At 59.1% G+C, this 25,910-nt stretch carries 26 protein-coding genes and 1 tRNA gene; 9 read left to right on the forward strand and 18 right to left on the reverse strand.

The genetic code is table 11. The features are described 5' to 3' along the window. Window positions 1-57: 57 nt before the first annotated feature. Together C7477_RS09575 and C7477_RS09580 are read left to right on the forward strand one after the other, a co-directional pair. Entirely contained in the window at window positions 58-834 is a 777-nt protein-coding gene (locus tag C7477_RS09575; protein ID WP_110751474.1) for an IclR family transcriptional regulator, read from the forward strand. 33 nt (window positions 835-867) lie between these two features. After that, window positions 868-1,710: an amidohydrolase family protein gene (locus C7477_RS09580; protein WP_110751476.1), complete on the forward strand. Its 843-nt coding sequence runs from the start codon at window positions 868-870 to the stop codon at window positions 1,708-1,710. Between the two features lie 216 nt (window positions 1,711-1,926). Here C7477_RS09580 and C7477_RS09590 read toward each other — a convergent pair whose 3' ends face one another. The 13 genes from C7477_RS09590 to rplU form a co-directional block, all read right to left on the reverse strand. Beyond that, complete coding sequence (locus C7477_RS09590) at window positions 1,927-2,448, reverse strand: RNA pyrophosphohydrolase (RefSeq protein WP_110751478.1); 522 nt, start codon at window positions 2,446-2,448, stop codon at window positions 1,927-1,929. A 32-nt stretch (window positions 2,449-2,480) separates the two neighbouring features. After that, window positions 2,481-3,635 carry a divergent polysaccharide deacetylase family protein gene (locus C7477_RS09595; RefSeq protein WP_110751480.1) on the reverse strand — a complete coding sequence of 385 codons (1,155 nt, stop codon included), beginning with the start codon at window positions 3,633-3,635 and terminating at the stop codon, window positions 2,481-2,483. A 238-nt stretch (window positions 3,636-3,873) separates the two neighbouring features. Beyond that, window positions 3,874-5,199: a S41 family peptidase gene (locus tag C7477_RS09605; RefSeq protein WP_110751482.1), complete on the reverse strand. Its 1,326-nt coding sequence runs from the start codon at window positions 5,197-5,199 to the stop codon at window positions 3,874-3,876. Continuing rightward, entirely contained in the window at window positions 5,189-6,559 is a 1,371-nt protein-coding gene (locus C7477_RS09610; RefSeq protein WP_110751484.1) for a murein hydrolase activator EnvC family protein, read from the reverse strand. The genes C7477_RS09605 and C7477_RS09610 overlap by 11 nt, the downstream gene beginning before the upstream one ends. Before the next feature lie 376 nt (window positions 6,560-6,935). Next, window positions 6,936-7,421, reverse strand: a complete 486-nt coding sequence (gene rlmH / locus C7477_RS09620) for a 23S rRNA (pseudouridine(1915)-N(3))-methyltransferase RlmH (protein ID WP_110751486.1) — start codon at window positions 7,419-7,421, stop codon at window positions 6,936-6,938. A 77-nt stretch (window positions 7,422-7,498) separates the two neighbouring features. After that, window positions 7,499-7,966: a ribosome silencing factor gene (rsfS, locus tag C7477_RS09625; protein ID WP_110751576.1), complete on the reverse strand. Its 468-nt coding sequence runs from the start codon at window positions 7,964-7,966 to the stop codon at window positions 7,499-7,501. Between the two features lie 92 nt (window positions 7,967-8,058). Continuing rightward, a complete protein-coding gene (locus tag C7477_RS09630) occupies window positions 8,059-8,646 on the reverse strand; it encodes a nicotinate-nucleotide adenylyltransferase (RefSeq protein ID WP_110751578.1) in 588 nt (195 codons plus the stop codon). 56 nt (window positions 8,647-8,702) lie between these two features. Beyond that, entirely contained in the window at window positions 8,703-9,986 is a 1,284-nt protein-coding gene (locus tag C7477_RS09635) for a glutamate-5-semialdehyde dehydrogenase (RefSeq protein WP_110751488.1), read from the reverse strand. 4 nt (window positions 9,987-9,990) lie between these two features. Further along, window positions 9,991-11,139, reverse strand: a complete 1,149-nt coding sequence (gene proB, locus C7477_RS09640) for a glutamate 5-kinase (protein WP_110751490.1) — start codon at window positions 11,137-11,139, stop codon at window positions 9,991-9,993. Between the two features lie 9 nt (window positions 11,140-11,148). After that, on the reverse strand, window positions 11,149-12,177 hold the full coding sequence (gene obgE / locus C7477_RS09645) for a GTPase ObgE (RefSeq protein WP_110751492.1): 1,029 nt from the start codon (window positions 12,175-12,177) through the stop codon (window positions 11,149-11,151). 120 nt (window positions 12,178-12,297) lie between these two features. Further along, window positions 12,298-12,894, reverse strand: a complete 597-nt coding sequence (locus C7477_RS09650; protein WP_110751494.1) for a GNAT family N-acetyltransferase — start codon at window positions 12,892-12,894, stop codon at window positions 12,298-12,300. 128 nt (window positions 12,895-13,022) lie between these two features. Further along, window positions 13,023-13,292 carry a 50S ribosomal protein L27 gene (gene rpmA, locus C7477_RS09655; RefSeq protein WP_110751496.1) on the reverse strand — a complete coding sequence of 90 codons (270 nt, stop codon included), beginning with the start codon at window positions 13,290-13,292 and terminating at the stop codon, window positions 13,023-13,025. Window positions 13,293-13,376: 84 nt separating this feature from the next. Further along, a complete protein-coding gene (gene rplU / locus C7477_RS09660) occupies window positions 13,377-13,787 on the reverse strand; it encodes a 50S ribosomal protein L21 (protein WP_110751498.1) in 411 nt (136 codons plus the stop codon). A gap of 342 nt (window positions 13,788-14,129) precedes the next feature. Between rplU and C7477_RS09665 the strand changes: the two genes are divergently transcribed. Next, window positions 14,130-14,219: transfer RNA gene (locus C7477_RS09665), tRNA-Ser, on the forward strand. Window positions 14,220-14,341: 122 nt separating this feature from the next. On the opposite strand, the gene C7477_RS18740 is transcribed toward C7477_RS09665, so the two are convergent. The 3 genes from C7477_RS18740 to C7477_RS09675 all read right to left on the reverse strand — a co-directional run bounded on the left by C7477_RS18740 (window position 14,342) and on the right by C7477_RS09675 (window position 16,265). Beyond that, complete coding sequence (locus tag C7477_RS18740; protein ID WP_146226085.1) at window positions 14,342-14,722, reverse strand: hypothetical protein; 381 nt, start codon at window positions 14,720-14,722, stop codon at window positions 14,342-14,344. Continuing rightward, window positions 14,691-15,230: a Panacea domain-containing protein gene (locus tag C7477_RS09670; RefSeq protein WP_181418386.1), complete on the reverse strand. Its 540-nt coding sequence runs from the start codon at window positions 15,228-15,230 to the stop codon at window positions 14,691-14,693. The genes C7477_RS18740 and C7477_RS09670 overlap by 32 nt, the downstream gene beginning before the upstream one ends. A 354-nt stretch (window positions 15,231-15,584) precedes the next feature. Continuing rightward, window positions 15,585-16,265, reverse strand: coding sequence for a hypothetical protein (locus C7477_RS09675; protein WP_110751502.1), 681 nt, complete (start codon window positions 16,263-16,265; stop codon window positions 15,585-15,587). 158 nt (window positions 16,266-16,423) lie between these two features. On the opposite strand from C7477_RS09675, the gene C7477_RS09680 reads away from it, so the two are divergent. Continuing rightward, a complete protein-coding gene (locus C7477_RS09680) occupies window positions 16,424-17,416 on the forward strand; it encodes a site-specific integrase (RefSeq protein WP_110751504.1) in 993 nt (330 codons plus the stop codon). A gap of 1,247 nt (window positions 17,417-18,663) precedes the next feature. Continuing rightward, window positions 18,664-19,212 (forward strand): hypothetical protein, encoded by a 549-nt coding sequence (locus tag C7477_RS09685; RefSeq protein WP_110751506.1) that lies wholly within the window; start codon window positions 18,664-18,666, stop codon window positions 19,210-19,212. Window positions 19,213-19,221: 9 nt separating this feature from the next. Here the strand turns inward: C7477_RS09685 and C7477_RS09690 are convergent, their stop codons facing one another. Beyond that, window positions 19,222-19,800: a recombinase family protein gene (locus C7477_RS09690; protein WP_110751580.1), complete on the reverse strand. Its 579-nt coding sequence runs from the start codon at window positions 19,798-19,800 to the stop codon at window positions 19,222-19,224. A 224-nt stretch (window positions 19,801-20,024) separates the two neighbouring features. Between C7477_RS09690 and C7477_RS09695 the strand changes: the two genes are divergently transcribed. Further along, complete coding sequence (locus C7477_RS09695) at window positions 20,025-20,594, forward strand: hypothetical protein (RefSeq protein WP_110751508.1); 570 nt, start codon at window positions 20,025-20,027, stop codon at window positions 20,592-20,594. Between the two features lie 18 nt (window positions 20,595-20,612). Here C7477_RS09695 and C7477_RS09700 read toward each other — a convergent pair whose 3' ends face one another. After that, a complete protein-coding gene (locus C7477_RS09700; protein WP_110751510.1) occupies window positions 20,613-21,107 on the reverse strand; it encodes a hypothetical protein in 495 nt (164 codons plus the stop codon). A 214-nt stretch (window positions 21,108-21,321) separates the two neighbouring features. Here C7477_RS09700 and C7477_RS09705 point away from each other — a divergent pair, with 214 nt between their 5' ends. From C7477_RS09705 to C7477_RS19425, 3 genes are all read left to right on the forward strand, one after another. Next, on the forward strand, window positions 21,322-22,320 hold the full coding sequence (locus C7477_RS09705; protein WP_245411793.1) for a restriction endonuclease: 999 nt from the start codon (window positions 21,322-21,324) through the stop codon (window positions 22,318-22,320). Between the two features lie 99 nt (window positions 22,321-22,419). Continuing rightward, on the forward strand, window positions 22,420-24,729 hold the full coding sequence (locus C7477_RS09710; RefSeq protein WP_342633268.1) for a class I SAM-dependent DNA methyltransferase: 2,310 nt from the start codon (window positions 22,420-22,422) through the stop codon (window positions 24,727-24,729). Window positions 24,730-24,803: 74 nt separating this feature from the next. Next, window positions 24,804-25,832 (forward strand): DNA methyltransferase family protein, encoded by a 1,029-nt coding sequence (locus tag C7477_RS19425; RefSeq protein ID WP_342633269.1) that lies wholly within the window; start codon window positions 24,804-24,806, stop codon window positions 25,830-25,832. The last annotated feature ends 78 nt before the right edge of the window (window positions 25,833-25,910 follow it).

The raw sequence follows: 25,910 nt of genomic DNA on the forward strand, positions 1-25,910 counted from the left end.
TGCTTCTACGATAAACCGCTCTTCGTATATGAGGGGATCAATTTACAGGAGAACGCGATGGCCGAAGACGAGGACAGCGACCGCTACCGCGCGCCGGCGCTCGACAAGGGGCTGGACATTCTGGAGTTGCTCGCCGGCATCGACGGCGGGCTGACGCAGGCCGAAATCGCCAAGGAGCTGGGCCGCAGCCCGAACGAGTTCTATCGCATGCTCGACCGGCTGGTGCGCCGCGATTATGTCACCCGTCTCGACGGTGACCGCTTTTCGCTGACGCTCAAGCTGTTCGGCCTCGCCCAACTTCACGCGCCGGTGCGCCGTCTCGCCTCCTATGCGACGCCGATCATGCGCGAGCTGGCGATGCAGACGCGCCAGGCCAACCAGCTCGTGGTGTTCGACCGGGGCGCGGCGGTGGTGATCGCCCAGCAGGAGGCACCGGACTATTGGGGCATTTCCGTCCGCGTCGGCTCCCACATCGGCCTCTTCAACACCGGCTCCGGCCATGTGCTGCTCGCTTTCCGCTCGCAGGAGGAGCGGGCGATGATGATATCGGAATATGAGCGGCGCGTGGACGACACCGCCCAGCCGGCGGAATTCGATGCCCGCCTCGATGCGATCCGCGAGCGCGGCTATGAGGTCATGGCGAGCGCGCAGACGGCGGGCGTCTATAATCTCTCCGCGCCGATTCTCGCGCCCGACGGACGCGCGCTCGCCGCCCTCACCTGCCCTTACATCGGGCTCGTCAACGCGCCGGACGCCCCCGATATCGGCCAAGTCACGGAACTCCTGGTAAATGCGGCCAAGGCGCTTTCCGAACTCGCGGGTACGCATATTTAAACAACCATAAAAGCTCTGGGAGGAGTGGCTGGCATGTTCATAGACACCCATCTGCATATCATCGACAGGCAGGCGCTTGCCTACCCATGGCTTGCCGCGGTTCCGGCGCTCGACCGTGATTTTCTCTACCGGCAATATGCGCGTGAGGCGGAACGCGTCGGCATCGCCGCTGCCCTGCACATGGAGGTCGATGTCGCCCCTGAGGCTATCGATGCCGAAACGGATTATATCCGCACCCTTGCATCCGAGCCCGGCAGCTTGATCATCGGCGCCATCTCCGCCTGCCGCCCGGAAGAGGCAAGCTTCCCCGCCTTTCTGGAGCGCAAGAAAGCCGACCCCTTCATTAGGGGATTCCGCCGCGTGTTGCACGTCATGCCCGACGAACTCTCCGAACAGGCCCTGTTTCGCGAAAATATGAAACGGCTCGATGGCAGCGACCTCACCTTCGACCTCTGCGTCCTCCCGCATCAAATCCCGCGCGCGGCGGCGCTGGCTGATCTAGCCCCCGGCACCCAATTCATGCTTGACCATTGCGGCGTTCCTGCCATTGCCGCCGGCGACCAGCATCCGTGGCGCGAGAACATTGCGGATATCGCAAGGCGTCCGAATGTGGTGGCCAAGATCTCCGGCGTCATCGCCTATGCCGATGCGGAAACCTGGAAAGTCGAAACGCTCGCCCCCTATGTCGAGCACGTCATCGACTGCTTCGGCTGGGACCGCGTGATATGGGGCAGCGACTGGCCCGTCTGCACGCTGGGCGGCGGGCTTTCCACATGGGTTGCAGCGACACATGCGCTGTTTGCTGGAGTGAGTGAAGGGGAGAGGCGGAAGCTTTATTCGGAGAATGCGCAGAGGATTTGGGAGCTGACGGATTGAATTCACTCAGCGGCAGCGCGAAACACCCCCCTCTGCCCTGCCGGGCATCTCCCCCTCAAGGGGGGAGATTGGCTGTAGGGCCGCTTTGCCCAATCGCCAACGTAGCAGGATAAGGCACCATCACCGATGAAGGCCAATCTCCCCCCTTGAGGGGGAGATGTCCGGCAGGACAGAGGGGGGTACGCTGCCCCGCCGACGTTTCCGCTTAATACACTGCTACCCCGCCAAATGCCTGAACGCCGCCACCACCTTCTCATAAAGCCCGCGCTTGAAAGGCACGATCAGCGACGGCAGTTCATCCATCGGCTTCCACGCCCATTCATCGAACTCCGCCGTGTGCCCTTCCGGCGGAGGATTGATCGCGATCTCGCTCTCGTTGCCCTCGAAGCGATAGGCGAACCATTTCTGTTTCTGCCCGCGATATTTTCCCTTGAGCGCGATCCCGACCAGATGCGGCGGCAGGTCGTAATGGATCCAGTCCGGGGCCTCGGCGAGAAGCGAAACCGAGCGGATGCCGGTTTCCTCATAAAGCTCCCGCCGCGCGGCCAGTTCCGCATCCTCCCCATCGTCAATTCCGCCCTGCGGCATCTGCCAAAGCTGCGAAGCGCCTGCCATTTCTCCGTCGGGAATGACAATGCGTCGCCCGGCCCAGACGAGACCATCGCGGTTCAGCACCATGATCCCAACACAGGGCCGGTAAGGCAGCGTCTCGGGATCCACGAAAATGTTCTTCGACATGAGATATCTCCGCCAGAAACCAGCAGCCCGCTCTATTCCCTTTCGGGATCGCGGACAAGCGCGGAGACCGGGACGATCTCAATGCCGCGCGCCTTCGCCTCGTTCGCCCATAGCGCTATCGCCTCCACGGTGGCGGGAAAGGCCGCGCCGGTGGCGATGGCCGTTCCCTTGGCGCGGGCGATACGCTCCAGCTCATCCAGCTTTTTCAGGATATCGCCACGCTCATGCGCCGCGTCGAGAGTGAGATCGGCAGCGGCGAATGGCGTGGCCTGCTCAGCAGCGACCGCGTCGGCCTGGCTGCGCGCCGAGGTTCCGTCATCGAGATAAAGCAGCCCCCGCCGGCCGATCTCCCGCATCACCGGCGTCAATGAGCCTGCGTCCGCCGTGAACCGCGCGCCCATATAGTTCATCACGCCGGTATAGTTGGTGACGCGCGACAGCGCCCAATGGAGGTCGGCAACGTTCTTCTCGGAGCCACGCTCGACCGTCAGCGTATTACGCCCGGGATCGACACGCGGATAGTCAAACGGCTCCAGCGGAACCTGCATCAGGATTTCGTGCCCGCGCTGGCGAGCCGCCTGCATCCAGCGTTGCAGGCTGTTGCCCTGCGGCGCAAAGGCGAGCGTCACCTCCTCCGGCAACTGGCGGATCGCATTCTGCGTGCCGGTCTGCGACAGGCCAAGCCCGCCTATGACAATGGCGACGCGCGCGCCGCGAGCGCCCGACCATGCTCTGGCATAGACATCAAGCGGGCGCCGCCCATCCGCGCCCCGGACCGGCAGCGGACCGACAGGAGAAACCTCAATCAATTCCGCATCGGGAAGATGCGCCACGCGCAAATTCTGCCCCGCTTTCGACGGGTCATTGATCCCGACGCCGTTGAATGATGCCGGCATGTCCGGCGCCACCTTGATGATGGCAGGGCCGGATGCCGAACCGCTCGGTCGCTCGATGGACGAACGCGGCTTGCTTGCTGAAATCACTGACGACGCGGCGACATTCTCTTGCGAAGGCGGCGGTGCGGGACTGCGGAACATCCCGCCATTGCCCCTGGCAAGAAACCCGGCAATACCCGCGATACCGGCTACGACGACAGCCGGTCCCATCCATGAATAAGCGCGGAAACGGCTGCCCCCTCGCTTGTTTCGTTTTTTGCCCTGCCCCAGCGGGCTATGGATGTCCGACATGCCTTAGCGCGCCCTCGGCTGAATAAGGAATGCTGCCGGGACACCCCCCTCTGTCCTGCCGGACATCTCCCCCTCAAGGGGGGAGATTACGCCTTCATCAACGCCCGCCACCAATCGCAACCGTTGCAGAATAGGAACGGAGGGTACTGTCAGCCAATCTCCCCCCTTGAGGGGGAGATGCCCGGGAGGGCAGAGGGGGGTGCCTGGCAACACCATCAACCGCAAACTGTTCTAGCGATCAGTTCGGCACACCCTTGTTCTGATTGGGCGGGAAGGCCGCGTTGGCCATCTCGCCGCGCAGGAGTTTGAAGGCCTCGTTGAGCTGGACGTCGTCCTTCGGGTCTTGCGGCACATAGGCAGGCGAACCGGAACCCTTGTCGTCTTCCTCTTTGCCCTTGATATGGCCCTTCAACTCGGATTCGCCGCGCGTCACGTCCTGATCCTTGAACTCGGCCGGCAACGGCTGTTCGACGACGATGTCAGGCGTGATGCCCTTGCCCTGGATCGACTTGCCCGACGGCGTGTAATAGAGCGCCGTAGTCAGCCGCAGCGAGCCGCTTTCGCCAAGCGGGATGATCGTCTGCACGGAGCCCTTGCCGAAGGACTGCGTGCCGAGAATCGTGGCGCGCCGGTGATCCTGCAAGGCGCCGGCGACGATCTCGGAAGCGCTGGCCGATCCGCCATTGACCAGAACGATCAGAGGCTTCCCGTCGGTCAGATCTCCTGACCGCGCATCGAAGCGGGTAACGTCCTGCGGATCGCGGCCACGCGTCGAGACGATCTCGCCCTTGTCGAGGAAGGCATCGGAAACCGCCACCGCCTGGTCGAGGAGACCACCCGGATTGAGCCGCAGGTCGAGCACATAGCCCTTGAGCTTGTCGTTCGGAACCTTGGACTGGATGTCCTTGATCGCCTTCTGCAAATCCTCATAGGTCTGCTCTGTGAAGGAAATCACCCGGATATAGCCGATATCGTTCTCCACCTTGTAGCGAACGGCGCGTACCTTGACGATATCGCGGGTGATCTTGAGCTTGATCGGCTTGTCCGCACCCTGGCGCACCAATGTCAGCTCGATCGGCGTATTCACCGGGCCGCGCATCTTGTCGACAGCATCGTTGAGGCTCATCCCGCGCACTTCCGTGCCGTCAATCTGGGTGATGAGGTCGCCGGCCATCACGCCTGCCTTGGAAGCAGGCGTATCATCGATCGGCGCGATCACCTTGACCAGATCGTTGTCCATCGTCACTTCGATGCCGAGGCCCCCGAACTCACCCTTCGTCTGTACGCGCATGTCCTGCGCGGCTTCCGGGTTCAAATAGGAGGAATGGGGATCGAGCGAGGTCAACATGCCGTTGATGGCGTTCTCAACCAGCTTCTTGTCCTCCGGCGGCGTGACATATTGAGCGCGGACCCGCTCGAAAATATCGCCGAAGATCGCAAGCTGCTTATAAGTATCGCTACCAGCCGCATTATTGGCCGACGAGGCCGGGGCCCCCTGCACCACAACCATCGCCGATGCTCCCAGAAGGGCGCCCGCGAAGAGAAGCGATAGTTTACGTATCATTTTCGGTCCTTCCAGAAAGCCGCACCGTCCACCACGGGGCCGGATCGACTGGTTTTCCATCTTTCCTGAATTCTATGTAAAGCATGGGCGCGCCATTGTCCCCACTCCCATTCTTCCCACTCATGGAAGCAGCACTCGCCAAAAGCTTCTCCCCCATCGCGCCGACCGGTTCGCCCGCCAATACGAACTGTCCCTGCGATACGTCGATTCTCTTCATTCCCGCCAGTACGATATGATACCCACCACCGGCGTCCAGGATCAAGAGTTGTCCATAGGATCGAAACGGACCAGCATAAAGCACAACGCCATCGGAAGGTGACGTAATCGTGGCATTGGCGGCGGTCCCAAGCATTTCTCCCATGCTTGTGCCTGATATGTCATCCTTGTCGCCAAAACGTCGGCTGAGACGCCCCGCCGCGGGCTGCACAAGCTGACCGCGCAGCGAGGCGAAATCAGTCTGCGCCGTCAGGCGGCTGGTGTCGGGATCGCGGCTTTCCGCCCGTTCCTGGCCCTCGGCGAGACGCTTCTCTTCAGCAAGGCGCGCGGCCTCCGCCGCCTGACGCACCCCTTGCATCTGGCTATCCAGCGCGGCGATCAGCTCCTTCAGGCTCGTCGCCTTCCGCGCCAGTTCCTCGGCATGGAGGCTTTCGACGGCAAGCTGGTCCTCCGATTGGGCATGGAGCTTCTGTTTTTCTCCAAGCAGCAGCGAAAGCCGCTTTTGCTCCTCGACCTGCGTCTCGCGAGTACCGGCAAGCCGCGCCTGCTCTTGCCGGATCGAGGCAGTTATACGGCTCATTTCCTTGAGGTCCGCCATCAGTTCTTCGGTCTGCTGGCGCATCTCTGGCACCACCGCGCCCAGGAGAACCGCGCTGCGCACCGAGGCGAGCGCGTCATCTGGTCGCACCAGAATGGCGGGCGGCGGAGAAAGCCCCATGCGCTGCAGGGCGGCGAGCACTTCCGCCAGAACGCCGCGCCGCGTCCGCAGAGAAAGCCTGATGCCGTCCTCCTGTTCGCGAAGCGACGTCAGCTTTTCGCCGATCTCGGCAATATCCTTCGCCAGCTTCTTTTCGGTCTTGGCGGACTGGATCAGCGCGGCGGTGATCGTCGCCTGATCCTTCTTCAATGCACCGATTTCCTGGTCCAGCCTGGCGAGCTTTTCCTGGCTCAGCGACATCTCGCTGGCAACCCGATCCAGCTCGCTGCTGGTCTCGATGCGCCGGGTTTCCAGCGGCGCCTCCTGTGCCTGCCCCGGCCCTAGGCCGGCAACCCATGCAGCACAAAGAAATGCCGTCGCCGCCACGCTTCGCAAGGCGCGGCTTCCCGGAACGCTCCCGTATACGCTGGGCTTCTGGTGACTCATCTGCACTTGCCGCGCTTGGAAAGCGGCCCGATCATTTATGGGGTTACTGTGGCCGACATTATGCCCTGCTTCGTTAAGGAAACATCAACCATAATACCCGGGCGGCGAGAAATATTGTTCCCGTCTCCCTGTGGGAGGATTCCGGCTAAAATACGGGCCTCAGTGGCAATTCAATTTTGATGGAATCGCGAAATACCCCCCCTGCCCTGCCGGGCATCTCCCCCTCAAGGGGGGAGATTGGCTGACATGAACGCTGGCATTCATTCTGCAATGTATGAGATTGGTGCCGAACGTCTATGAAGGCCATTCTCCCCCCTTGAGGGGGAGATGCCCGGCAGGGCAGAGGGGGGTGAAGTGCCCCCACCAACGTTTCCAGTTAAACCCTATGATAAGGATGCCCGGACAATATCGTCGCGGCGCGATAAAGCTGCTCGGCGATCAATATGCGGGCAATCTGGTGCGGCCATGTCATGGCGCTTAAGGATAAAACAAGATCGGCCCGCGCGCGCAACCGTGGATCATGCCCGTCCGGGCCACCGATGGCGAGGATGAGTTGCCGTTGCCCCTCATCGCGCATGCGCCCAAGATGCCCGGCAAAATTTTCGGAACTCAACTCTTTGCCTCGTTCGTCAAGCAGGATCAGCCGGGCGCCGCCGCCATCCAGCGCCTCAAACAATCGCGCCGCCTCTTCCTGCTTGCGCTGGTCGGCCGTCGCAGCGCGGCTTTCAGTGATCTCCGCCACGCCCGAAAAATCGAGTCCGAGCGAAGGGCCGGCCTTGGTGAAGCGGTCAAAATAGCGGTCAGCCAACTCCCGTTCGGGGCCGGCTTTCATCCGGCCCACGGCAAAAACGGTAATACGCATACTTCTCCCGCTTCGCTCGACCCTTTGCAGCATGATCCCGAATGAGAGATCATGCGGCTGAAATAAAGGTCAACGCATCAATGAACGGTTCCCATGCCGAACTCTCCATCCATGTCCGGCGCGAGCCACATCTTTTCGATGTTGTAGAACTCGCGCATTTCCGGATGGAAGAGATGGATGATGATATCGCCGGCATCGATCAGGACCCAATCGCCATTCGCCAGCCCCTCGACCCTGGTATTGCCGTATCCGGCCTCTTTCAGGGTGCGCAGAAGCTGATCGGCGACAGCCGTGACATGACGGTGCGAACGGCCCGATGCGATCACCATGTAATCGCCGAGCGCCGATTTGCCTCTGATATCGATGGGGACGATGGATTCCGCCTTGGAGTCTTCGAGACCGGCGAGGACCATTTCGAAAGCATGGGATACGGATGCATACCCGCTGACCCCAGCTGTGGAAGGAGCAAAACTGTCCTTCTTCTGAATTGCTGTTCTCAGTGTATTTCCTTTCCAACAAGAACAACGCCGCACGGTGACCAGCATGACAAGGTCATGCAATTAAGTAGAAGCCCCGTACCCTTCAAAGATAGGCAGAGTCCCATGACGGTTTCAAGACCTGCCACCTTGCAGAATTGTTATTTCCGCCGCCCATTTCGAATGGCGGTCGAGGAAAGCGAGGAACGCGGCCCATGGATGAACGTCCAAGCCGGAGGGTGAATATAGGGAAGAAGCGGCGCATCAGCTTCGTCGATGCGGGCATGGGAAAACGTCTTGGCGAGGCGCGACGAGAGATAGGCGAGCGTCGAACCCGGCCGGTCGATGACGGCGATGGGAAAATTCATCGCGATCTGCCGCCAGCGCTGCCAGCGGTGGAACCCGGCCAGATTGTCGGCGCCCATGATCCAGACGAAACGGACGCCCGGATTGCGCGCTTTGATGAGAGCCAGCGTATCGGCGGTATAGCGCAAATTATAAGCCGCCTCGAACGCCGTCACCTTGATGCGCGGGTCCTTGGCGATTTTGCGGCTCTCAGCCAGACGGCGTTCGAGCGGCGCCAGCTCATTCACATCCTTCAGCGGATTGCCCGGCGTCACCATCCACCAAAGCTGATCGAGGCCGAGTTGCCTGAGCGCGATTTCCGCCACCAGCGCATGGCCGGCATGGGGCGGATTGAACGAGCCGCCGAACAGGCCGACCGCCATGCCCTTTTCGACATACGGCATCCGGAGATAGGCCGGGTCTACGCTGGCATACTGCCGGGAAAGCGCCAACCGCGCACTCACGGACGTGTCTGGCCGTTGCCGCGCACGCGGTATTTGAACGAGGTGAGCTGCTCCACGCCAACCGGCCCGCGCGCGTGCATCTTTCCCGTCGCGATGCCGATCTCCGCCCCCATGCCGAACTCGCCGCCATCGGCAAACTGCGTCGAGGCATTATGCAGCAGAATGGCTGAATCGATCTCGTTGAAGAAGCGTTCCACTGCCCTTTCATCCTCCGCGATGATCGCCTCCGTGTGATGTGAGGAATAGCGGTCGATATGCCTGATCGCGCCGCCAACGCCATCGACCAGCGCCACGGATATGATCGCATCGAGATATTCGGTTGACCAGTCCTCTTCGCTGGCGGGTTTGGCATCGGGAAACAGAGCCTGCACCTCCGCGCTACCGCGAATTTCGCAACTTGCCTTATGCAAATCCTCAAGGATCGGCACCAGATGCGTGGAGGCAACAGCGCGATCCACCAGCAGCGTTTCCGCCGCGCCGCAAATACCGGTACGCCGCATCTTGGCATTGACGGCGATACGCCGCGCCATAGCGAGACCGGCGGAGCCATCGATATAAAGATGGCAGAGGCCTTCCAGATGCGCGAACACCGGCACACGGGCCTCGCTCTGCACGCGCGCGACAAGGCTCTTGCCCCCGCGCGGAATGATCACGTCGATATTGCCTTGAAGCCCCTTCAGCATTTCACCGACCGCCGCGCGATCCGTCGTGGGAACGATCTGGATCGCATCTTCCGGCAACCCCGCCGCCTTCAAGCCTTCGATGAGCGCCGCATGGATAACCGCCGTCGAGTGCGCCGAATCCGAACCGCCGCGCAGGATCACGGCATTGCCGGATTTAAGGCATAGCGCCCCGGCATCCGCCGTCACATTCGGACGGCTTTCATAGATAACGCCGACGACGCCGAGGGGAGTACGCACACGCTCGATATGCAGGCCGTTCGGGCGGTCCCATTCCGCGATGATTTCGCCGACCGGGTCTTTAAGCTCCGCAATCGCCCGCACGCCGTCCGCCATGGCTCGAATACGGCTGTTGTCGAGCTTAAGCCTGTCCAGCATGGCGGATGTCAGTCCGGCTTCCTCCGCATTGGCGATATCGAGCGCATTGGCGGCGAGGATTTCATCCTTGCGCCGGATCAGCGCTTCCGCCATGGCGATGAGCGCCGCATGCTTGCGCTCCGCCGAGGCGATGGCAAGCGGGCCGGACGCGGCGCGCGCTTGTCGCCCGATCTCCGCCATGAGGCTTGCGATTTCCGTGTCAGTCCCTGCCTTGGTCAACATAATCCTACCCTCCACGCGCTTCCTCACGCGCAATCGTCCCGCGCACCACCAGATCATTGCGGTGGATCATTGCCGCGCGCGCATCATAGCCCAGAATGGCTGCGATCTCATTGCTCTTGTGGCCGGCGATTTTCACCGCATCCGCCGCGTCATAGGCGACAAGGCCGCGCGCCACTTCACGCCCCTCGAGGCTCATGACCGCCACCGTATCGCCGCGCTGGAAATTGCCCTTTACCTGGTGCACGCCCGCAGGCAAAAGTGACTTGCCGGAGCGCAGCGCGACCAGCGCGCCGTCGTCCACCACCAACCGGCCCGCCGGTTCGAGATTGCCAGAAATCCATGTCTTCCACGCACTGACCGGATGCGTAGCCGGCTTGAACAGCGTCGCGCGCTCGCCCCGGTCGATGGCGGCGAGCGGGTTGAACCGCGTTCCGGACGTGATAATCATCGCCGTTCCCGCCGCATTGGCGATCTTGCCGGCGTCGAGCTTGGTCTTCATGCCGCCGCGTGAAAGTTCCGAGGCTGCAGCCCCCGCCATCGCCTCGATGTCAGGCGTGATCGCCTCCACGACGGGCAAAAATTGCGCGTTGGGATCGAGATGCGGCGGCGCGGTATAGAGCCCGTCGATATCGGAGAGAAGGATCAGCAGGTCGGCGCCCATCATCGTCGCCACCCGCGCCGCGAGGCGGTCATTGTCGCCATAACGAATTTCGGATGTCGCCACCGTGTCGTTTTCATTGATGATCGGAACGGCATGGAGCTTCACCAGCGTCTCGATCGTGGCGCGCGCATTGAGATAGCGGCGGCGCTCTTCCGTGTCCGCAAGCGTCAGCAGGATCTGCCCGGCGCGAATGCCACGGCGCTCCAGCGTATCGGCATAAGCCCGCGCCAGCGCGATCTGCCCCGTAGCGGCGGCGGCCTGAGATTCTTCCAGCTTCAACGCGCCTTTCGGCATGGCAAGAATGGTGCGGCCAAGCGCGATGGCCCCTGAGGAAACCACCAGAACTTCGACGCCCGCCGCCGCGAGCGCCGCAATATCCTCCCCAAGGCTCTCCAGCCATTCGCGTTTGAGCCCGCTCGCCCGGTCGACCAGCAGCGCCGAGCCTATCTTCACCACGATCCGGCGATATTGCTTCAGCGCTTGTCTAGCCATGATTGCCGTCTACTCCCCCGTCGCAGCGGCACCACCTGCCTCGACCGCCCTCGCCTCTTCGATGATCGCGGCAAGCGCCCGAAGCGCCTGTTCCAGCCCCTCGCGGCTGACAGCGGAAAGCAATAGCGGCGTTTGGCCACAAGCCTTCTTCAGCGCAGCCGCCTTCTTCTTGCGCGCGTCCGCGTCAAGCGTGTCGATCTGCGACAGCGCGACGATCTCGGTCTTTTCGATCAGCCCATGGCCATAGGCTTCAAGCTCGCCGCGCACCGTGCGATACGCCTTGGCCACATCCTCTTCCTGCGCCGAGACCAGATGCAGCAGCACCCGCGTCCGCTCGACATGGCCGAGGAAACGGTCGCCGATGCCGACGCCCTCATGCGCGCCCTCGATGAGGCCGGGAATATCGGCGATGACGAATTCGCGCCCGTCCACGCGCGCCACGCCGAGATTGGGATGCAACGTGGTGAAGGGATAGCCCGCGATCTTCGGCTTGGCCGCCGTCACGCTGGCCAGGAATGTCGATTTACCGGCATTCGGCAACCCGACCACCCCCGCATCGGCGATGAGCTTCAGCCGCAACCATATCGTCCGCTCCTCGCCTTCGAGGCCGGGATTAGCCCGGCGCGGCGCGCGGTTGGTCGAGGTGGTGAAATGCAGGTTCCCGAAACCGCCATTGCCGCCCTTGGCGATGCGATAGCGCTGGCCGACCTCGGTCATGTCACAGATCAGCGTCTCGTTGTCTTCTTCGAAGATTTGTGTGCCGGCAGGCACCTTCAAGATGACATCCGCGCCCTTGGCGCCGGTCATGTTGCGGCCCATGCCATGCATGCCGGTCTTGGCCTTGAAATGCTGGAGGAAGCGATAGTCGATCAGCGTGTTGAGCCCGTTGACGACCTCGACCCAGACATCCCCGCCGCGCCCGCCATCACCGCCGTCCGGCCCGCCGAATTCGAGAAACTTCTCGCGCCGGAAAGACACTGCCCCCGCCCCGCCATCGCCGGAGCGGATGTAAATCTTTGCCTGATCGAGAAATTTCATGGTGACGCAACCTTTTTGTTCTCTGACGCCTTACTTGGAATAAGGCAGTAGGGCAATAAGGCAGTAGGGCAGTATGTTTTATCGCCACATACTGCCTACGCACCTACTGCCTTACTGCCCTCACTTATGCCAGCTCCGGAGCCCCACCCAGGTCCGCCGGTCGAGCGTATAGCGTTCCGTCGGCACATTGCCGGCGGCAAGCGAGTCCATCATGCCCGTGCCGGCATATTGGAAGCCGCTTTTGTGGATGACCCGGCGCGAGCCGGCGTTCGACACCCGGCAGGAAACGTGCAGCCGCTCGATATCGGTGGCGCGGAAGGCCAGATCGATCAGGGCATGCGCCGCCTCCGTGGCATAGCCCCTCCCCCAGAAAGGCTGGCCCAGCCAATAGCCGATCTCCAATCCCTCGCCATGCTTGTAGGAATGGATGCCGCAGCAGCCCATGAAAATGCCGGTCTCCGCCTGCGTGATGGCATAGACGCATTTGCCGATATCGCCCGTTTTGGCGCGATTGACGAAATCCACCGCATGGGCTCGCGTATAAGGATGCGGCATGCGCGAAAGCATTTCCGCCACGCGGGCATTGTCGGCGAGATCGGCAATTGCATCCACATCCTCCTCATGCGGGGGCCGCAGGACCAGCCGCTCCGTGACAAGGACGGGACAATCGATCCGCCTCGAGCTTTCTTCATCGTCTTCGAGTATTTCGGCAACCATTTTTCATTCCTCCAGATGCGAAAAAGGGGAGATGGTGGTGCCCCATCTCCCCTTTTTGATCTCTCGGCTTTGGATGCCAGACACCGGGTCCGATGGGACGCCGGTGCTTGTATTGAAGCGCTACCGGCTTACTCCGCAGCCTCCGCAATCGGGTTTACCGATACGAAGGTACGTCCGTTGGCTTTCGTGCGGAAGGATACCGAACCGTTCGACAGGGCGAACAGCGTGTGATCCTTGCCGATGCCGACATTGTCGCCGGCATGCCACTTGGTGCCGCGTTGACGCACGATGATGTTGCCGGCGAGAACGCGCTCGCCGCCGAACTTCTTCACGCCAAGGCGCTTGGATTCCGAATCGCGACCGTTGCGCGATGAACCGCCAGCTTTCTTATGTGCCATCGGTGTTCTCCTTTAAACTTTTCTAGCATGCCCCCGAAAAGTTGCAGACTTTTCGGGCAAGGATCATGCGGCCAAAATCAAGACTTACTCGGCCGATGCGGCCGGCTCGGCCTTGGCTGCGGCCTTCTTCGGCGCTGCCTTGGCCTTGGGGGCGGTCTCGGCCTTCTTCGACGGCTTGGCGCCGCCGGTGAGGATTTCCGAGATGCGGATCGTCGTCAGTTCCTGGCGATGACCGCGGGTACGCTTCGAATTCTGCCGGCGGCGCTTCTTGAAGGCGATGACCTTTTTGGCGCGGCCCTGCTCGACGACTTCCGCCGTCACTAGAGCGCCTTCGACGACCGGCGCACCGATCGTGGCGGATGCGCCTTCGCCGACCATGAGCACTTCGGCGAATTCAACGATGGCACCGGCTTCGCCGGAAACTTTCTCGACCTTCAGAAGGTCGTTGGCGGCAACGCGATACTGCTTGCCACCCGTCTTGATGACTGCGAACATTTTTTGTCCTTTCGGGTCGTTCGGTCCAGCTCTCATGCGTGAAAACGCACGGGCCGTCTTTTTGTCAGTCGTGACAGATTTATTCGAAAAGGCCGCCGAATTTCCTGTATGGTAATCAGGCAGCCAGCTTAAAACGATCGACGCGGATTCCTTCACGCCTAAAGTCGCGCGCTTATAAAAGCGAAACAGGCGTCAAGTCAAGAAATTTCCCCAAACATTCCGCCAATTTGCTCTTGTATATTGGGCCCCCACCCGCTATCTAGCCCACCGCGCACTCAGCTCGCGTGGAATTTATCCTGCACGGATGGAAGAAAGCTATTTTCGACTGTCCGCTGATAACGCGGAGAGGTGGCTGAGTGGTTGAAAGCACCGCACTCGAAATGCGGCATGGGGGCAACTCCATCGGGGGTTCGAATCCCTCCCTCTCCGCCAGTTTATCAATAAATTCAATGAGATATTCAGGATCGGCGGGGCGCCTCGTCCAGGTTCCGCTGAGATTTCACGCAATCATGTAATATGGGGCCACACTTGCGGCACTTCCGAACCATTTTATTCTAATCGTCGGACTTTGCTGTCGACTTTCCGACCGCGATACCTGCGACAATCAAAAAAGCGCTTCCCAGAACCTTCAGTATATCGGCAAGCCATTCTCTTTCTGAAAGACACGAGCCAATTAGGACGATTAGAAAAATGAGCGCCAAGATAGCGACCGACAGCGTCAACGCGGCTGCATGCCCTTTATCGTCGGTGCCATACGAAAAGCCCCATCGTTGAAAATGGAAAACCTGATTTGGCGCATGCCCGTCAGTATAGGAAGGGTCCTTGCGTGTTTCGCGATCTGGTTGATCTGACGTCGGCACCGGCGGAGAAGGAACCCTCCATTCCGCCGGGGATTTAGCGTTCTCAAGCTGCGCGGAGTTTGTTTCTGAAAACATCACGAATCAATGTATTAGGAATACGAGGCTTTGCATCCAGTGATCCGTAATTTTCTTTTACTATTGTCCATGGTTCCCCAGGCGCATGTGTTGAGTTAGATAGCTGTATGCCCGTCATACCCTTATGCGTTTCCCACACGTTTCTGAGAAAAGCCAATACGTCGTTATCAGGTGGCTCCGGTATTTCGAAGCGGACATTGAATGGTCCATCTCCCGTCTTTACGAGAATACGCGCCTTCTTACCGCGAATGGGTTCCCGTCCAAATTCTTTGAAACTCCCATAGACGTCGCCGACGACCGGCCCCCACGGCCATGCTTCAACATCATCTCCAAAAAGCGGGCTGCCGGTATGAGCGAGCCACCAGGCATGAGCGTAGAACACGAGCTTCTGAAGCTTCATCTGATCGATGAGCGGAAAATTTGAATTATCGCTCGCTTGAATATCAAGAAAGGCGTTAGCCACTGCCGCCGCAGTGGTCCGAGCGCCTTCCGCTGCGATATCTACCACGTCAGGGCCTCCCTTCTGCGAATCACAAAGATAGCGCCGAAACAGATGTTCCCGCGCTGATGTTAGCAGAATATATGTTGATTCCTGCCCATTTGCCAGAGCAAAGGGGTTGACTCTCATAGAATCAAACTGTGGAAAGCTGCTCGCGTCGCGCCGAAATAATTCTTGGCACCCCTTAGGGGCGTCCTACGCGTGATCGACAACAATCGTTGGAGATCACATGGCGACGATCCGGAAACTCAGGGGGACGCTGGCAAGCGCAGGTTCGCAGGCGGCATGAAGCCGCGCTGCAAGAGCTTCGACATAAAACTCGAAGCCGAGAAGGCACTGCCGCACCAAACCATATCGGGCCGCCTACTCATCTTCAGATAACAAGGCATCTCGCTCCTCAATCAGCCGTCGATAGCGTCCCCGGAACTCCTCTTCCTCGTTTCCCAATAAAGGTGAACGGTCTATGGAGAACGTTCGCCCGCGAATGACATCGAGAATGCGCATTTCATCCGGGGGAACATCATTAAAAGCTTGCGTCAGAACCCACAGCCCAAGTCGGGCGCTCTCGTTTGTAATGGCCGGCTCTGGGAAGAAATAGGGATAAATATAGTGCTCGACCCCGTTTGCATCCCGGACGGAAAGAACGCTATCGACCTTAACTCTAGCTTGAAGGTCGGTGAAATCTAAATGAGATCGCAGATGCCGACCCTGCCTAAATGGTTCGTTTGTCCAACGCCGCCGTTCCGTCCACCATCTTAGAAAGCCGTCCCGCAGTTGAGGATAAAGACTGGAGCGTCGACCGTTTGCCCCGATACGATCCCGAACAGTGGTATGAAGATCGGCAGTGCCAAATACATGAGAGCGAACGTCTGCCCAAAAAGGGGAATAGAAATCGCCTCCGCCTTCATCCCTTTCGCCTGTTTCTCTTGCTATTTGCTTATTTCTTTCTTCCCGAATATCCCTTCGTAGTGCAGAACGTCTCTTCCTCCCGTCCAGAAACATCAGTTTCAGAAGTTTACGAAGTTGAATATTTTCAATCGACACACCAGCCTCTCCACCCGACTAAACTCATCCGCGAATCGCCCCATAATTTCAATCATCACTCATAAAGAGGCGCCGATGCAAATATCTTCCAAGGGATAATCCTTGGCTCCCTTTTCGGGGCATCCTACGCGTGATCGACAATAACCGTTGGAGATCACATGGCGACGATCCGGAAGCTCAGGGGACGCTGGCAAGCACAGGTTCGCCGACGCGGCATGAAGCCCCGCTGCAAGTCCTTCGATATCAAGCAGGAAGCCGAGAAGTGGGCGCGCGATCTGGAAGCCCAGGTCGATAAGTTCGGTGCCGCTCCGGATACGAAGATTCTCGAAACCACGACGCTCGGTGACTTGCTGGAGCGCTACCAGCGCGAGGTGTCGCCGATGAAGCGCGGTGCCGTGCAGGAAAAACAGCGGATCGACGTTCTGCGGCGTCACGAGCTTGCCTACCGGACGATGATCGGGTTGAGCCAGCAGGACATCGCCTCCTTTCGCGACGAACGGCTCCAGAGCGTAGCTCCATCTACGGTCGTTCGTGAGCTTGCGATTCTCAGCCACGTCATTGAGGTAAGCATCCGCGACTGGGGCCTGCCGCTGAGCCGCAACGTTGTGAAACTGGTTCGCCGCCCGGTCATCCGGAACGAACGAAGTCGACGCCTCACCGGGAACGAGGAGCAGCGTCTGCTCGACGGCTGCGATGCAGGTCAGATTCCGTTTCTCAAGACGCTCGTTATTCTCGCCATCCAGACCGGGATGCGCCGATCAGAAATCCTGGGTTTGAAGTGGTCCGATATCTCGCACAATCGCCGGGTAATCGCATTGGCGCTCACCAAAAACGGGTCCGGTCGCGAAGTGCCATTGTCTCAGCGCGCTTTCGACGCGTTGATGGATTGGAAGTCGCGAACTGACGTAGATGCATCTACCGTCTTCCCCATGACCGCTGGCGCGCTGGAGCAGGCATGGCGTCGGCTTCTCATCCGTGCGGGCATCACCGGGTTGAGATTCCATGATCTGCGCCACGAGGGCGTTAGCCGGCTATTCGAGCGTGGGCTGAACATGATCGAGGTCAGCAGCATCTCCGGTCATAAGGAGCTTCGCATGTTGAAGCGCTACACCCATCTCTCCGCCGATGATCTGGTCGCCCGCCTCGGGTAATCAATCAACGCACCCAAACCTTTACGTCCGACCTGCGTAACCTTGACAAAGGCCCTGCCTGAGCCTTGCCTTTGTCAAGGCTGAGCGCAAAACCGCACCCGAATATGTATCTTTGGTTGCAGGTAAACCTGCCTTGAAGGTCGAAATTCCTTCCGAAAATCGGTTCAACCTTGCGGCTTCTTTCCCTGAAGTTTACAAATTCGGCTCCAAATAGCTTTTTTGCCTTTTTGTAAAGGCGCTGCGGACGGGCATAGGTTGTAACAACGCACACTCTCAGCGCTGTGTCGTCTTTGCGGGAGCCTCAAAAAGCATCTCCGGTTCATATCGGTGACGAAAGCCATGGCTTAAAACCGGGGACACCTTGATCCCCAGCGCCGAAAACATATCCGTCTTGGATACGTCCGGCCTTAGCGGTTGATCGATCTACGTCCGGTAGCGCGTGTGTGTTCCTGGTGGATGACCTCAGTGTCAGCATGGTGATGATCGATGTGGATAGCATGGCACGGAAGACGGATAGGACGCCAGGAGCGCCGTTCTTTCGTTCGCCTCCATCCGGTGCCGCCCAACCTCCTGAGTATCTGGAACCTGAGGATGACGGTGCAGCGCTCCCCGCGCAGCAACATCGAAGTCCTAGAGCGGGTCAAATTGCTTTAAGGGGATGGGTTCAGTGCCCCCGACTGGTGTGCGGTCCTATCCTCCCATGCCGGAAATTGACAGGGAAGATCACCGGTGAGCATGGCATGTTTTGACGCATCAAACAGCATTTCGCATCACGGATCGCGCCTATGCGAATCCTCGACCGAAAGAGATCCGCTTCGCCAAGCCACTGGCTTATTCTCTCGCTCCGACGTTGCGCTGTCTGCAGGCGTCGTTCCATCGCCGAATGCGGCGATGGACCGGAACGGTCCTCATCCGACCGGAGACAGGTTCCGGGAGCGAAGCGACCGGGCCGGGACCCTCTCTTACCGGTATGGGATACTTCCCGCCCGGAGGCATAACGAGGCACCGGGACATTCAACGGATAACCGGAGGATATCAGCGTAACCACTCCCAGCGTTCGTGCTATTTTATGATTTAACTAAAAAGATAGTAATAAATACATATTTACGAACGCTGGATCTGGTTACGCTTCCGGCGCACATGTTTCGGACATTACTTTTTCGGCCCCTTCAAAAAATTCCGACTTTTTATGCAGCCGCTCCGTGTCACCGCTATAACTCTCGACAAGAGTAACGGAGATTCCAAAGATGGCGCGGAAGGATTTAAGCGGGCTCACACCAGCAGAGTTGAAGACCTACAAGAACAAGCAGGCGCGGCTTCGAATGAAGAAGATGCGAGAAAAGGAAAAACAGAAACGCGATCTGGCGAAGACAAGTAGTATTTTGACTCCTACGTCTCCAGACGTCATTGAATTCATCACAGAAATTGAGATGCTGCCGCTCGCGGCCAAGGTAGAACTCGTTGCCGCATGGGAGCGCGAATATAAGCAGCAGCTTCCGGTAGAGCCAGTTGCAGGAATGCTACCCGGCGAGGCACACGCAGACTATGAGGCGCGGAACAAGCGGCACCGTGATCTTGCGTTAGCTCAGATGCTGGCCTTTGATTTCTACACACGGGAGAAGGCAGCCGCCCGGAAGAAAGCCTATGAAGTAAGGCAAGCCGCCGAAGCCGCGCGGCTTGGCATCACGGTATACCAATTACAACATCGCAGAAAGATCGCCAAATGGAAGGCAGAAAAGGAGGCTTCGCAACGGAGCCGCGAATTGGAGCGTTTGGCGCGGAGGGTATCGACTTGATCCTCGCTGTTATTCCCGGAGAGGAACCGCGTGCTTCAGCAGGCGCAGCAGGGTGCACGGATGGATATTATACTCACCCGCAACCTTTGCAGCGGACCGCCTGTCTCCCTCAATCGCGGCTTTCGCAGCGATAAGCTGCTCCGGCGTCATCGCTGGTCGCCTGCCGATCCGGCTTCCGCGAGCGCGGGCAGCAGCCATTCCGGCTTTTGTTCTCTCGCTTATCAACGAGCGTTCGAACTCGGCCATGCTCGCCAGGACGTGCAGAAGCAGCCGTCCAGCCGACGTGCTGGTGTCGAGGTTTTCGCTCAACGAGCGGAACTCGACGCCGCGCTCGTTCAAATCACGGATCAGTTTCAGCAGTTCGAACAGCGACCGACCAAGGCGGTCGATTCGCCAGACAACGAGCGTATCACCCCGATGAAGCGCGCGGAGCACTTTCGCCAATCCCGGGCGAGAGAAGTCGGCTCCGGAGAATCCTTCGTCGGTCAGGATCTGGTCGCAGCAAGCCGCCTGCAGCGCTGCAATCTGCAAATCCAGATTTTGCTCGCTCGTGCTGATACGAGCGTATCCAAGGTTCCTTACACTCATTCTATCCTCGGCCTCGATACGTAGCGGGTATTCCGAGTAGAATACCCGCCAAGGTATTGATTTAAAGGAACCTTTTTGTGCGGAGTGGCTTTTCTGTTGACCGCCGGACGCCATCACAAGGAAATCAAACAGTTCCGGCCCCGGCAAACCAGCAGCAGGAGCAATAGGGGAAGGGTTCCCTTTCGTGCAGCGGCCTGGTCCAACTGCATGCTTTGGGGGTATCCATGAAATTCATCACGTTCGTGCTGTTCGCATCCTTTGCCCACGCCTCGTCGGCCTATGCGGAAGAGGTGAAAGTCCATGCGTCCATCGGCGCTGATCAGATGCGAGTGAAGGCAGCCGCTTCGGAGGTGACATGGTCAAGCAATCTCGAAGACATGCAGATCGGTGATGACCGGCTGCAAAAATCCGGAACGTTCCTTTTGCGCTGCGGCGATGATGGTCGGCAATATGCCATGGTCTCCATTCCCGCGGAAAACGATGTCTGGCCGACACAGAGCGAAGAACTTCGCATAAAGGCCGACGTCGCAGCGTTCGGCAGCGATCTCGAAATTCCAGGCGCGAGCCTCCTATCCACGAAGGTTGGAAGCGAACGGATCTTGTATGTCGATCTCGGAAACCAGGTGTCTGAGATTGTCCGACACTGGAATACCGGGATGTCGGTTCGCGTTTCAGTTCGTCCTAACAACGGACTGAGCGATCTCAGTTTTATCGTTGCGGCTCCAGCATCCAACACCGACACACGCGAGAAGATAGCAAAGACGGTAGCGCTCTGCCAACTTCTGGCGCGCTAGGTAGATTATCCATAAGGACTACGCGCCCGCATTTGCGGCTAACCATTTCTGCAAAGCGACGATCACGTCTGGCTTGAGCTGCGTTCCTCGCGCAAGGGCCATTCCCACTGAGGCGTTGAGCCGGGAATAACCCAGCTCGGCCATGACATCGCCGGGCTTGAGATGGCGCTTGGACATGATTTCGTTGATGCGCCGAGACGCCTCGGCGGTCAGCCTGCGGTCAACTGCTACCTTGAAAGTAACGCCAATCGAAGCCGGACGTGACATCCTTGGCGATCCCGCGCCGGACGCTGCCAGCCATCGCAAAAAGTCAGCTTGCTCGACGGCATCTGCCTTTGTCCAGGCGTTCCTCAATTCCTGCAACCGCGTTCTCGCCTTCTTCAGCCCGGCAGCAATGGCTGCATCCGTAACTGTGGAGTGTTTCCCGCTTTTAAGATCAGCATAGACAGATGGGTGATCCCGCTTGAGGCGCTCCTCATAATATGCGCTGTCACGCACTTGCTTCTTTGCCATCTCTATTTCCAGTCAGCATCGTCGCCCATTCGACCAGGGAAGCTGTCTGGCGCGTTTGGCACGCTGGGAGCTGCAAGGCAACAAGTGAACGCGCGGAACCAGCCAGTGAGCCTCGATAAGTCTAGGACCAGATCCAAACGCGAACGACCACTTCCCCCTTGCGACTTGCCGACATTTGCGAAATGTTCTGCCGCGCAGATTGGGGGCACAGCTTATGAGTAAATCCTGGATGGTGCGCGCCGAGCGCGACGGACGACTGTTCGATGCGTTCAAGGATGTGTCGGCGGTTGCGATTGGTTGGAATGAAGTCGGCGATCTGTCTCACGTAAAGACAAGGAAGGCGATTGCCGATCTCGTCGCAGCGGCATGGCCGGAGATGAAACCGCAGTCCATCGCCATGGCGACCGGTCAATTATACCGCTTTGTAAATGAGATCGATGTCGGGGATATGATCGTAACCTACAACCCGTCGCGGCGCGTCTATCTCGTCGGCGAGGTGACCGGCCCTTATCGCTATGATACATTGGTCGATCCGGAAGATGCACAGTTCCGCCCCGTGCGCTGGCACGGCGAAGTCAGCCGCGATCTTCTTTCGGTCGAGAGCCGTAATAGCCTGGGTTCGATCTCCACCCTGTTCCGGATATCGAACGAAGTGGCTGCGGAACTCAAAAAGGCAATGACCTCGGGACAGTCGGCGAAACCAGAGGCGACCGCAGCGGCTGAAGCGATAGAGGACGATCTCTTCAAGTCAATGGAGAGCCGGGCGCGGGAATTCATCAAGGATAAAGTCAACGCGCTCACCTGGGACGACATGCAGGAACTGGTCGCCGGGCTTCTGCGCTCTCTCGGCTACAAGACGCGCGTCTCAGAGGCGGGGCCGGATCGCGGCAAGGATATCGTCGCCTCACCGGATGGCTTCGGTTTCGAGTCGCCGCGCATCGTCGTAGAGGTAAAGCACCGTAAGGGAACAATGGGCGCACCTGACGTGCGTAGTTTCCTCGGCGGCAGGCATCCGCAGGATACGGGACTCTACGTCAGCACGGGAGGCTTCACCCGTGAGGCCCGCTACGAAGCAGAGCGGGCGAATATCCCCTTGGCGCTAATGGATCTCGATGACCTAGTGAAAAGCCTCTTGGAGCAATATGACAAGCTGGATATCGAGACCCAGCAGCTTGTGCCGCTGAAGCGGATTTTTGTGCCCGCTTGGCCTTAGGCGACTGACGAATTTACACCTCAATCTCATGATCGAAATTGTTCTCTTGCCTGAAGCGTCACAAGGCTTAAATTCTCCGCAACGAGATGGGGCTGGTTTATGCAACCAAACGTAGAAGCCTTCATTGCCCGCTGGCAAGACCAGGATGGTGGCCAAGAAAGGGCGAATTATGCATTGTTCTTGACAGAGCTCTGCGATCTGCTTGGGCTTCCACATGCCGACCCGGCCTCTGCCGCGCACGAAGCCAACGATTATGTCTTCGAGCGGGCGGTGAAGGAGACGACCCGTGACGGGTCCACTTCGTCCAAGCGCATCGATCTCTACAAACGCGACTGCTTCGTCCTGGAGGCCAAGCAGAGCCGGTTTGCAGGCGACAAGAAGCTCGATGCGCCGCAATTGCTTGGGTTCGCCGCTGCAGCACCTCGAGGTCGTCGCGCTGGCGCAAACCGCGCCTGGGACGTATTGATGATGAATGCTCGCCAGCAGGCAGAAAACTATGTGCGACTACTGCCCACCTCGCACGAGCCACCGCCTTTCGTGCTGGTCTGCGATGTCGGTCACGCCATCGAGGTCTACGCCAATTTCCGCCGCGACGGAAAGGCCTATGATCAGTTTCCGGATCGCCGCTCCTTCCGCATTTATCTGGAAGACCTACGGGACGAGAAAATCCGCGCGCGGTTAAAGGCGATCTGGACTGATCCGCTATCGCTTGATCCGTCGCGCTACGCCGCCAAGGTGACACGCGAGATCGCCACGCGCATTGCCAAAGTGTCGAAGGCGTTGGAAGTGCAGGGCTATGCCACCGAGGAGGTGGCAATGTTCCTGATGCGCGTGCTCTTCACCATGTTCGCAGAGGATGTGGAACTGCTGCCGAAGGATTCCTTCAAGGAGTTGCTGAAGGACTGTGCTGAGAAGCCGGAAATTTTTCCCGCTATGATGGAAGACTTGTGGCGCGCGATGGACGAAGGCGGGTTTACCGCCACCATCCGTAAAAAGGTCAAGCGCTTCAATGGTGAGTTCTTCCACAACCGCCGGGCGCTGCCCCTCGCCAAGGAAGAAATCGGCGAGCTTGCCGCAGCAGCAGCCTATGACTGGAAGGACGTGGAACCGGCAATCTTCGGCACCTTTCTCGAACAGGCGCTTGACCCGACCGACCGTCGCCGTCTCGGTGCCCATTACACGCCACGGGCCTATGTCGAGCGGCTTGTTATCGCGACCGTGATCGATCCGTTGCGGAGTGAATGGGACAACGCTCGCACCACCGCCGACCGGCAAAAGTCTGAAGGTAAGGGTGACGCCGCGATCAAAACCGTCCAAGCGTTTCATGACAAACTGTGCAATATCCGCGTGCTCGACCCTGCCTGCGGCACTGGCAACTTCCTCTATGTCTCGCTGGAACTGATGAAGCGGCTGGAAGGCGAGGTGCTGGAGGCCCTGAATGATCTCGGCGGACAGGAGGCCTTGGCATATGAAAGCCACACGGTCGATCCGCACCAGTTCCTGGGAATTGAGATTAACCCGCGTGCGGCGGCAATTGCCGAGCTGGTGCTCTGGATAGGCCATCTGCAATGGCATTTCCGCAATCGCGGCGTTGCCCCGTCCGAGCCGATTCTGAAAGCCTTCCACAATATCGAGAATCGCGATGCGGTGCTAACTTGGGATGGTTATCCGCTGCCAAAGGTCGTGGATGGCAAGGAAACCTACCCCAATGCCCGCCGGCCCGACTGGCCAAAGGCAGATTACATTGTCGGCAACCCTCCCTTCGTCGGCGGCAAGGATATTCGCGCCCGCATGGGGTCCGGTTATACAGAAGCCCTGTGGAAGGCGCACAAGCACATGAACGAAAGCGCCGATTTCGTCATGTATTGGTGGGACCGTGCGGCCGAAATCCTGCTGAAACCCAAGAGTCCGCTGAAGCGCTTCGGCTTCGTCACCACCAATTCCATCAGCCAGGTGTTCCAGCGCCGGGTGATGGAGCCCCACCTCAACGCTAAGAAGCCGCTATCTATCACCATGGCAATCCCGGATCATCCATGGACGAAAGTGACCCGCGACAGCGCCGCCGTGCGGATCGCTATGACAGTGGCTCAAGCAGGTAAGCATGACGGGGTGTTGATGGAAATTACGGCGGAGGAAGGCGTGGAGACCGACAGCCCGGTGATCCTGTTCGACGAGAAGCGGGGGAGGATCAATTCGGATCTGACGGTTGGGGTGGATGTGACAAGTGCTATAAGCCTACGTTCAAACCAAGGCTTGGGCCATGACGGAGTAAACCTCCATGGAAAAGGTTTTGTTTTAAGCCGCTCGGAAGCGGAGCATCTTGGCTATGTTGAGGGTGCTGCCGACCAAATTATCAAGCCATATCGCAACGGTATGGACGTAGCGCAACGCTCAAAAATCATTTGGTGATTGATGCCTTCGGATTAAGCGCTCAGCAACTCCGGCAAAGATTCCCCGCCATCTACCAGCACCTCTTGGCGACAGTGAAGAACGAGCGAGAAAAGCAGTATGCTAAGTCGCCGACACAAGATTCGAAAGGTTACCTCGACCTATGGTGGCTTTTCGGTAAACCAAGGCAGGAACTGCGTCCCGCAATTGCGGGATTGAGTAATTTCATTATAACGGTTGACACGGCTAAGCACCGCATATTCCAATTGATGCCATCAAGCGTTGTCTGCGTAGATAAAATTGTGATTGTGGCGAGTGAATCGCTGTTGATTTTGGGTGTCCTTTCCTCTCGCATACACGCCCTATGGTCGCTGCGGGCTGGAGGTTGGTTGGGTGTGGGGAATGACTCTGTTTACACGAAAACCCGAACATTCGATCCCTTCCCATTCCCCGACGCAACCGACGCCCAGAAAGCTGCCATTGGCGCCATTGCCGAGGAGCTCGATGCCCATCGCAAGCGCGTGCTGGCCGAGCATCCCCACTTGACGCTGACCGGCCTTTACAATGTGCTGGAGCGGCTGAAGGCGGGGGCGAAACCGGATAACCTTACGATCAAGGAGCGTCGCATCTTCGACGACGGGCTGGTGCTAATTCTGAAGGAGTTGCACGAAAAGCTCGATTCTGCCGTGGCGGAGGCCTATAACTTGCCGGTCGATCTGCCCGAAGAAGAGGTGCTCACCCGCCTCGTCGCGCTCAACAAGGAGCGAGCGAAGGAGGAAAAGCGTGGCTTCGTGCGCTGGCTGCGCCCCGACTACCAGATCCCGCGTTTCGGCTCGGACAAGGAAAAGGCCGAGCAGTTGGAGGCGGACTTCGACGGGGCGGTGACCTCCACGGGCTCGAGTCAAAAGCCTGCCTTCCCCAAGGACGAGCGCGACCAGACCTTTGCCGTGCACCAGGCGCTGCTGGTGGCCGAAGGGGCGCTGGAGCCGGGAATGATTGCCGCACAATTCAAGCAGGGCCGCAGATGCCTACCCGTCGTCTCCGCTGTCCTTGCTTCGCTTTTTCGCATGGGACTGGTATCCACCGTGGACGGTAAGAGTTTTGCTCTCCGGCGGGCTGCTTGACCGGCGCTCAAGCACGAAATGAACCGCGCGAGCCGCTACCTTCATCGCAGTGAGGCGCATCCTCGCCACATCCAGGTG

Origin of the sequence: Paramesorhizobium leguminum (genome assembly GCF_003217235.1) — a bacterium.
Classification (GTDB): domain Bacteria; phylum Pseudomonadota; class Alphaproteobacteria; order Rhizobiales; family Rhizobiaceae; genus Paramesorhizobium; species Paramesorhizobium leguminum.

Coding starts and splice junctions, on each gene's coding strand:
- C7477_RS18740 (WP_146226085.1), bottom strand. CDS start 14,722: ATGTTTTCAGAAACAAACTCCGCGCAGCTTGAGAACGCTAAATCCCCG.
- C7477_RS09680 (WP_110751504.1), top strand. CDS start 16,424: ATGGCGACGATCCGGAAGCTCAGGGGACGCTGGCAAGCACAGGTTCGC.
- C7477_RS09710 (WP_342633268.1), top strand. CDS start 22,420: ATGCAACCAAACGTAGAAGCCTTCATTGCCCGCTGGCAAGACCAGGAT.
- C7477_RS09575 (WP_110751474.1), top strand. CDS start 58: ATGGCCGAAGACGAGGACAGCGACCGCTACCGCGCGCCGGCGCTCGAC.
- C7477_RS09690 (WP_110751580.1), bottom strand. CDS start 19,800: ATGAGTGTAAGGAACCTTGGATACGCTCGTATCAGCACGAGCGAGCAA.
- C7477_RS09635 (WP_110751488.1), bottom strand. CDS start 9,986: ATGTTGACCAAGGCAGGGACTGACACGGAAATCGCAAGCCTCATGGCG.
- rpmA (WP_110751496.1), bottom strand. CDS start 13,292: ATGGCACATAAGAAAGCTGGCGGTTCATCGCGCAACGGTCGCGATTCG.
- C7477_RS09595 (WP_110751480.1), bottom strand. CDS start 3,635: ATGTCGGACATCCATAGCCCGCTGGGGCAGGGCAAAAAACGAAACAAG.
- rsfS (WP_110751576.1), bottom strand. CDS start 7,966: ATGCTGGTCACCGTGCGGCGTTGTTCTTGTTGGAAAGGAAATACACTG.
- C7477_RS09650 (WP_110751494.1), bottom strand. CDS start 12,894: ATGGTTGCCGAAATACTCGAAGACGATGAAGAAAGCTCGAGGCGGATC.
- C7477_RS09590 (WP_110751478.1), bottom strand. CDS start 2,448: ATGTCGAAGAACATTTTCGTGGATCCCGAGACGCTGCCTTACCGGCCC.
- obgE (WP_110751492.1), bottom strand. CDS start 12,177: ATGAAATTTCTCGATCAGGCAAAGATTTACATCCGCTCCGGCGATGGC.
- rlmH (WP_110751486.1), bottom strand. CDS start 7,421: ATGCGTATTACCGTTTTTGCCGTGGGCCGGATGAAAGCCGGCCCCGAA.
- C7477_RS09705 (WP_245411793.1), top strand. CDS start 21,322: ATGAGTAAATCCTGGATGGTGCGCGCCGAGCGCGACGGACGACTGTTC.
- C7477_RS09695 (WP_110751508.1), top strand. CDS start 20,025: ATGAAATTCATCACGTTCGTGCTGTTCGCATCCTTTGCCCACGCCTCG.
- C7477_RS09610 (WP_110751484.1), bottom strand. CDS start 6,559: ATGAGTCACCAGAAGCCCAGCGTATACGGGAGCGTTCCGGGAAGCCGC.
- C7477_RS09685 (WP_110751506.1), top strand. CDS start 18,664: ATGGCGCGGAAGGATTTAAGCGGGCTCACACCAGCAGAGTTGAAGACC.
- C7477_RS09700 (WP_110751510.1), bottom strand. CDS start 21,107: ATGGCAAAGAAGCAAGTGCGTGACAGCGCATATTATGAGGAGCGCCTC.
- proB (WP_110751490.1), bottom strand. CDS start 11,139: ATGGCTAGACAAGCGCTGAAGCAATATCGCCGGATCGTGGTGAAGATA.
- C7477_RS09630 (WP_110751578.1), bottom strand. CDS start 8,646: ATGCCGTATGTCGAAAAGGGCATGGCGGTCGGCCTGTTCGGCGGCTCG.
- C7477_RS09580 (WP_110751476.1), top strand. CDS start 868: ATGTTCATAGACACCCATCTGCATATCATCGACAGGCAGGCGCTTGCC.
- rplU (WP_110751498.1), bottom strand. CDS start 13,787: ATGTTCGCAGTCATCAAGACGGGTGGCAAGCAGTATCGCGTTGCCGCC.
- C7477_RS09605 (WP_110751482.1), bottom strand. CDS start 5,199: ATGATACGTAAACTATCGCTTCTCTTCGCGGGCGCCCTTCTGGGAGCA.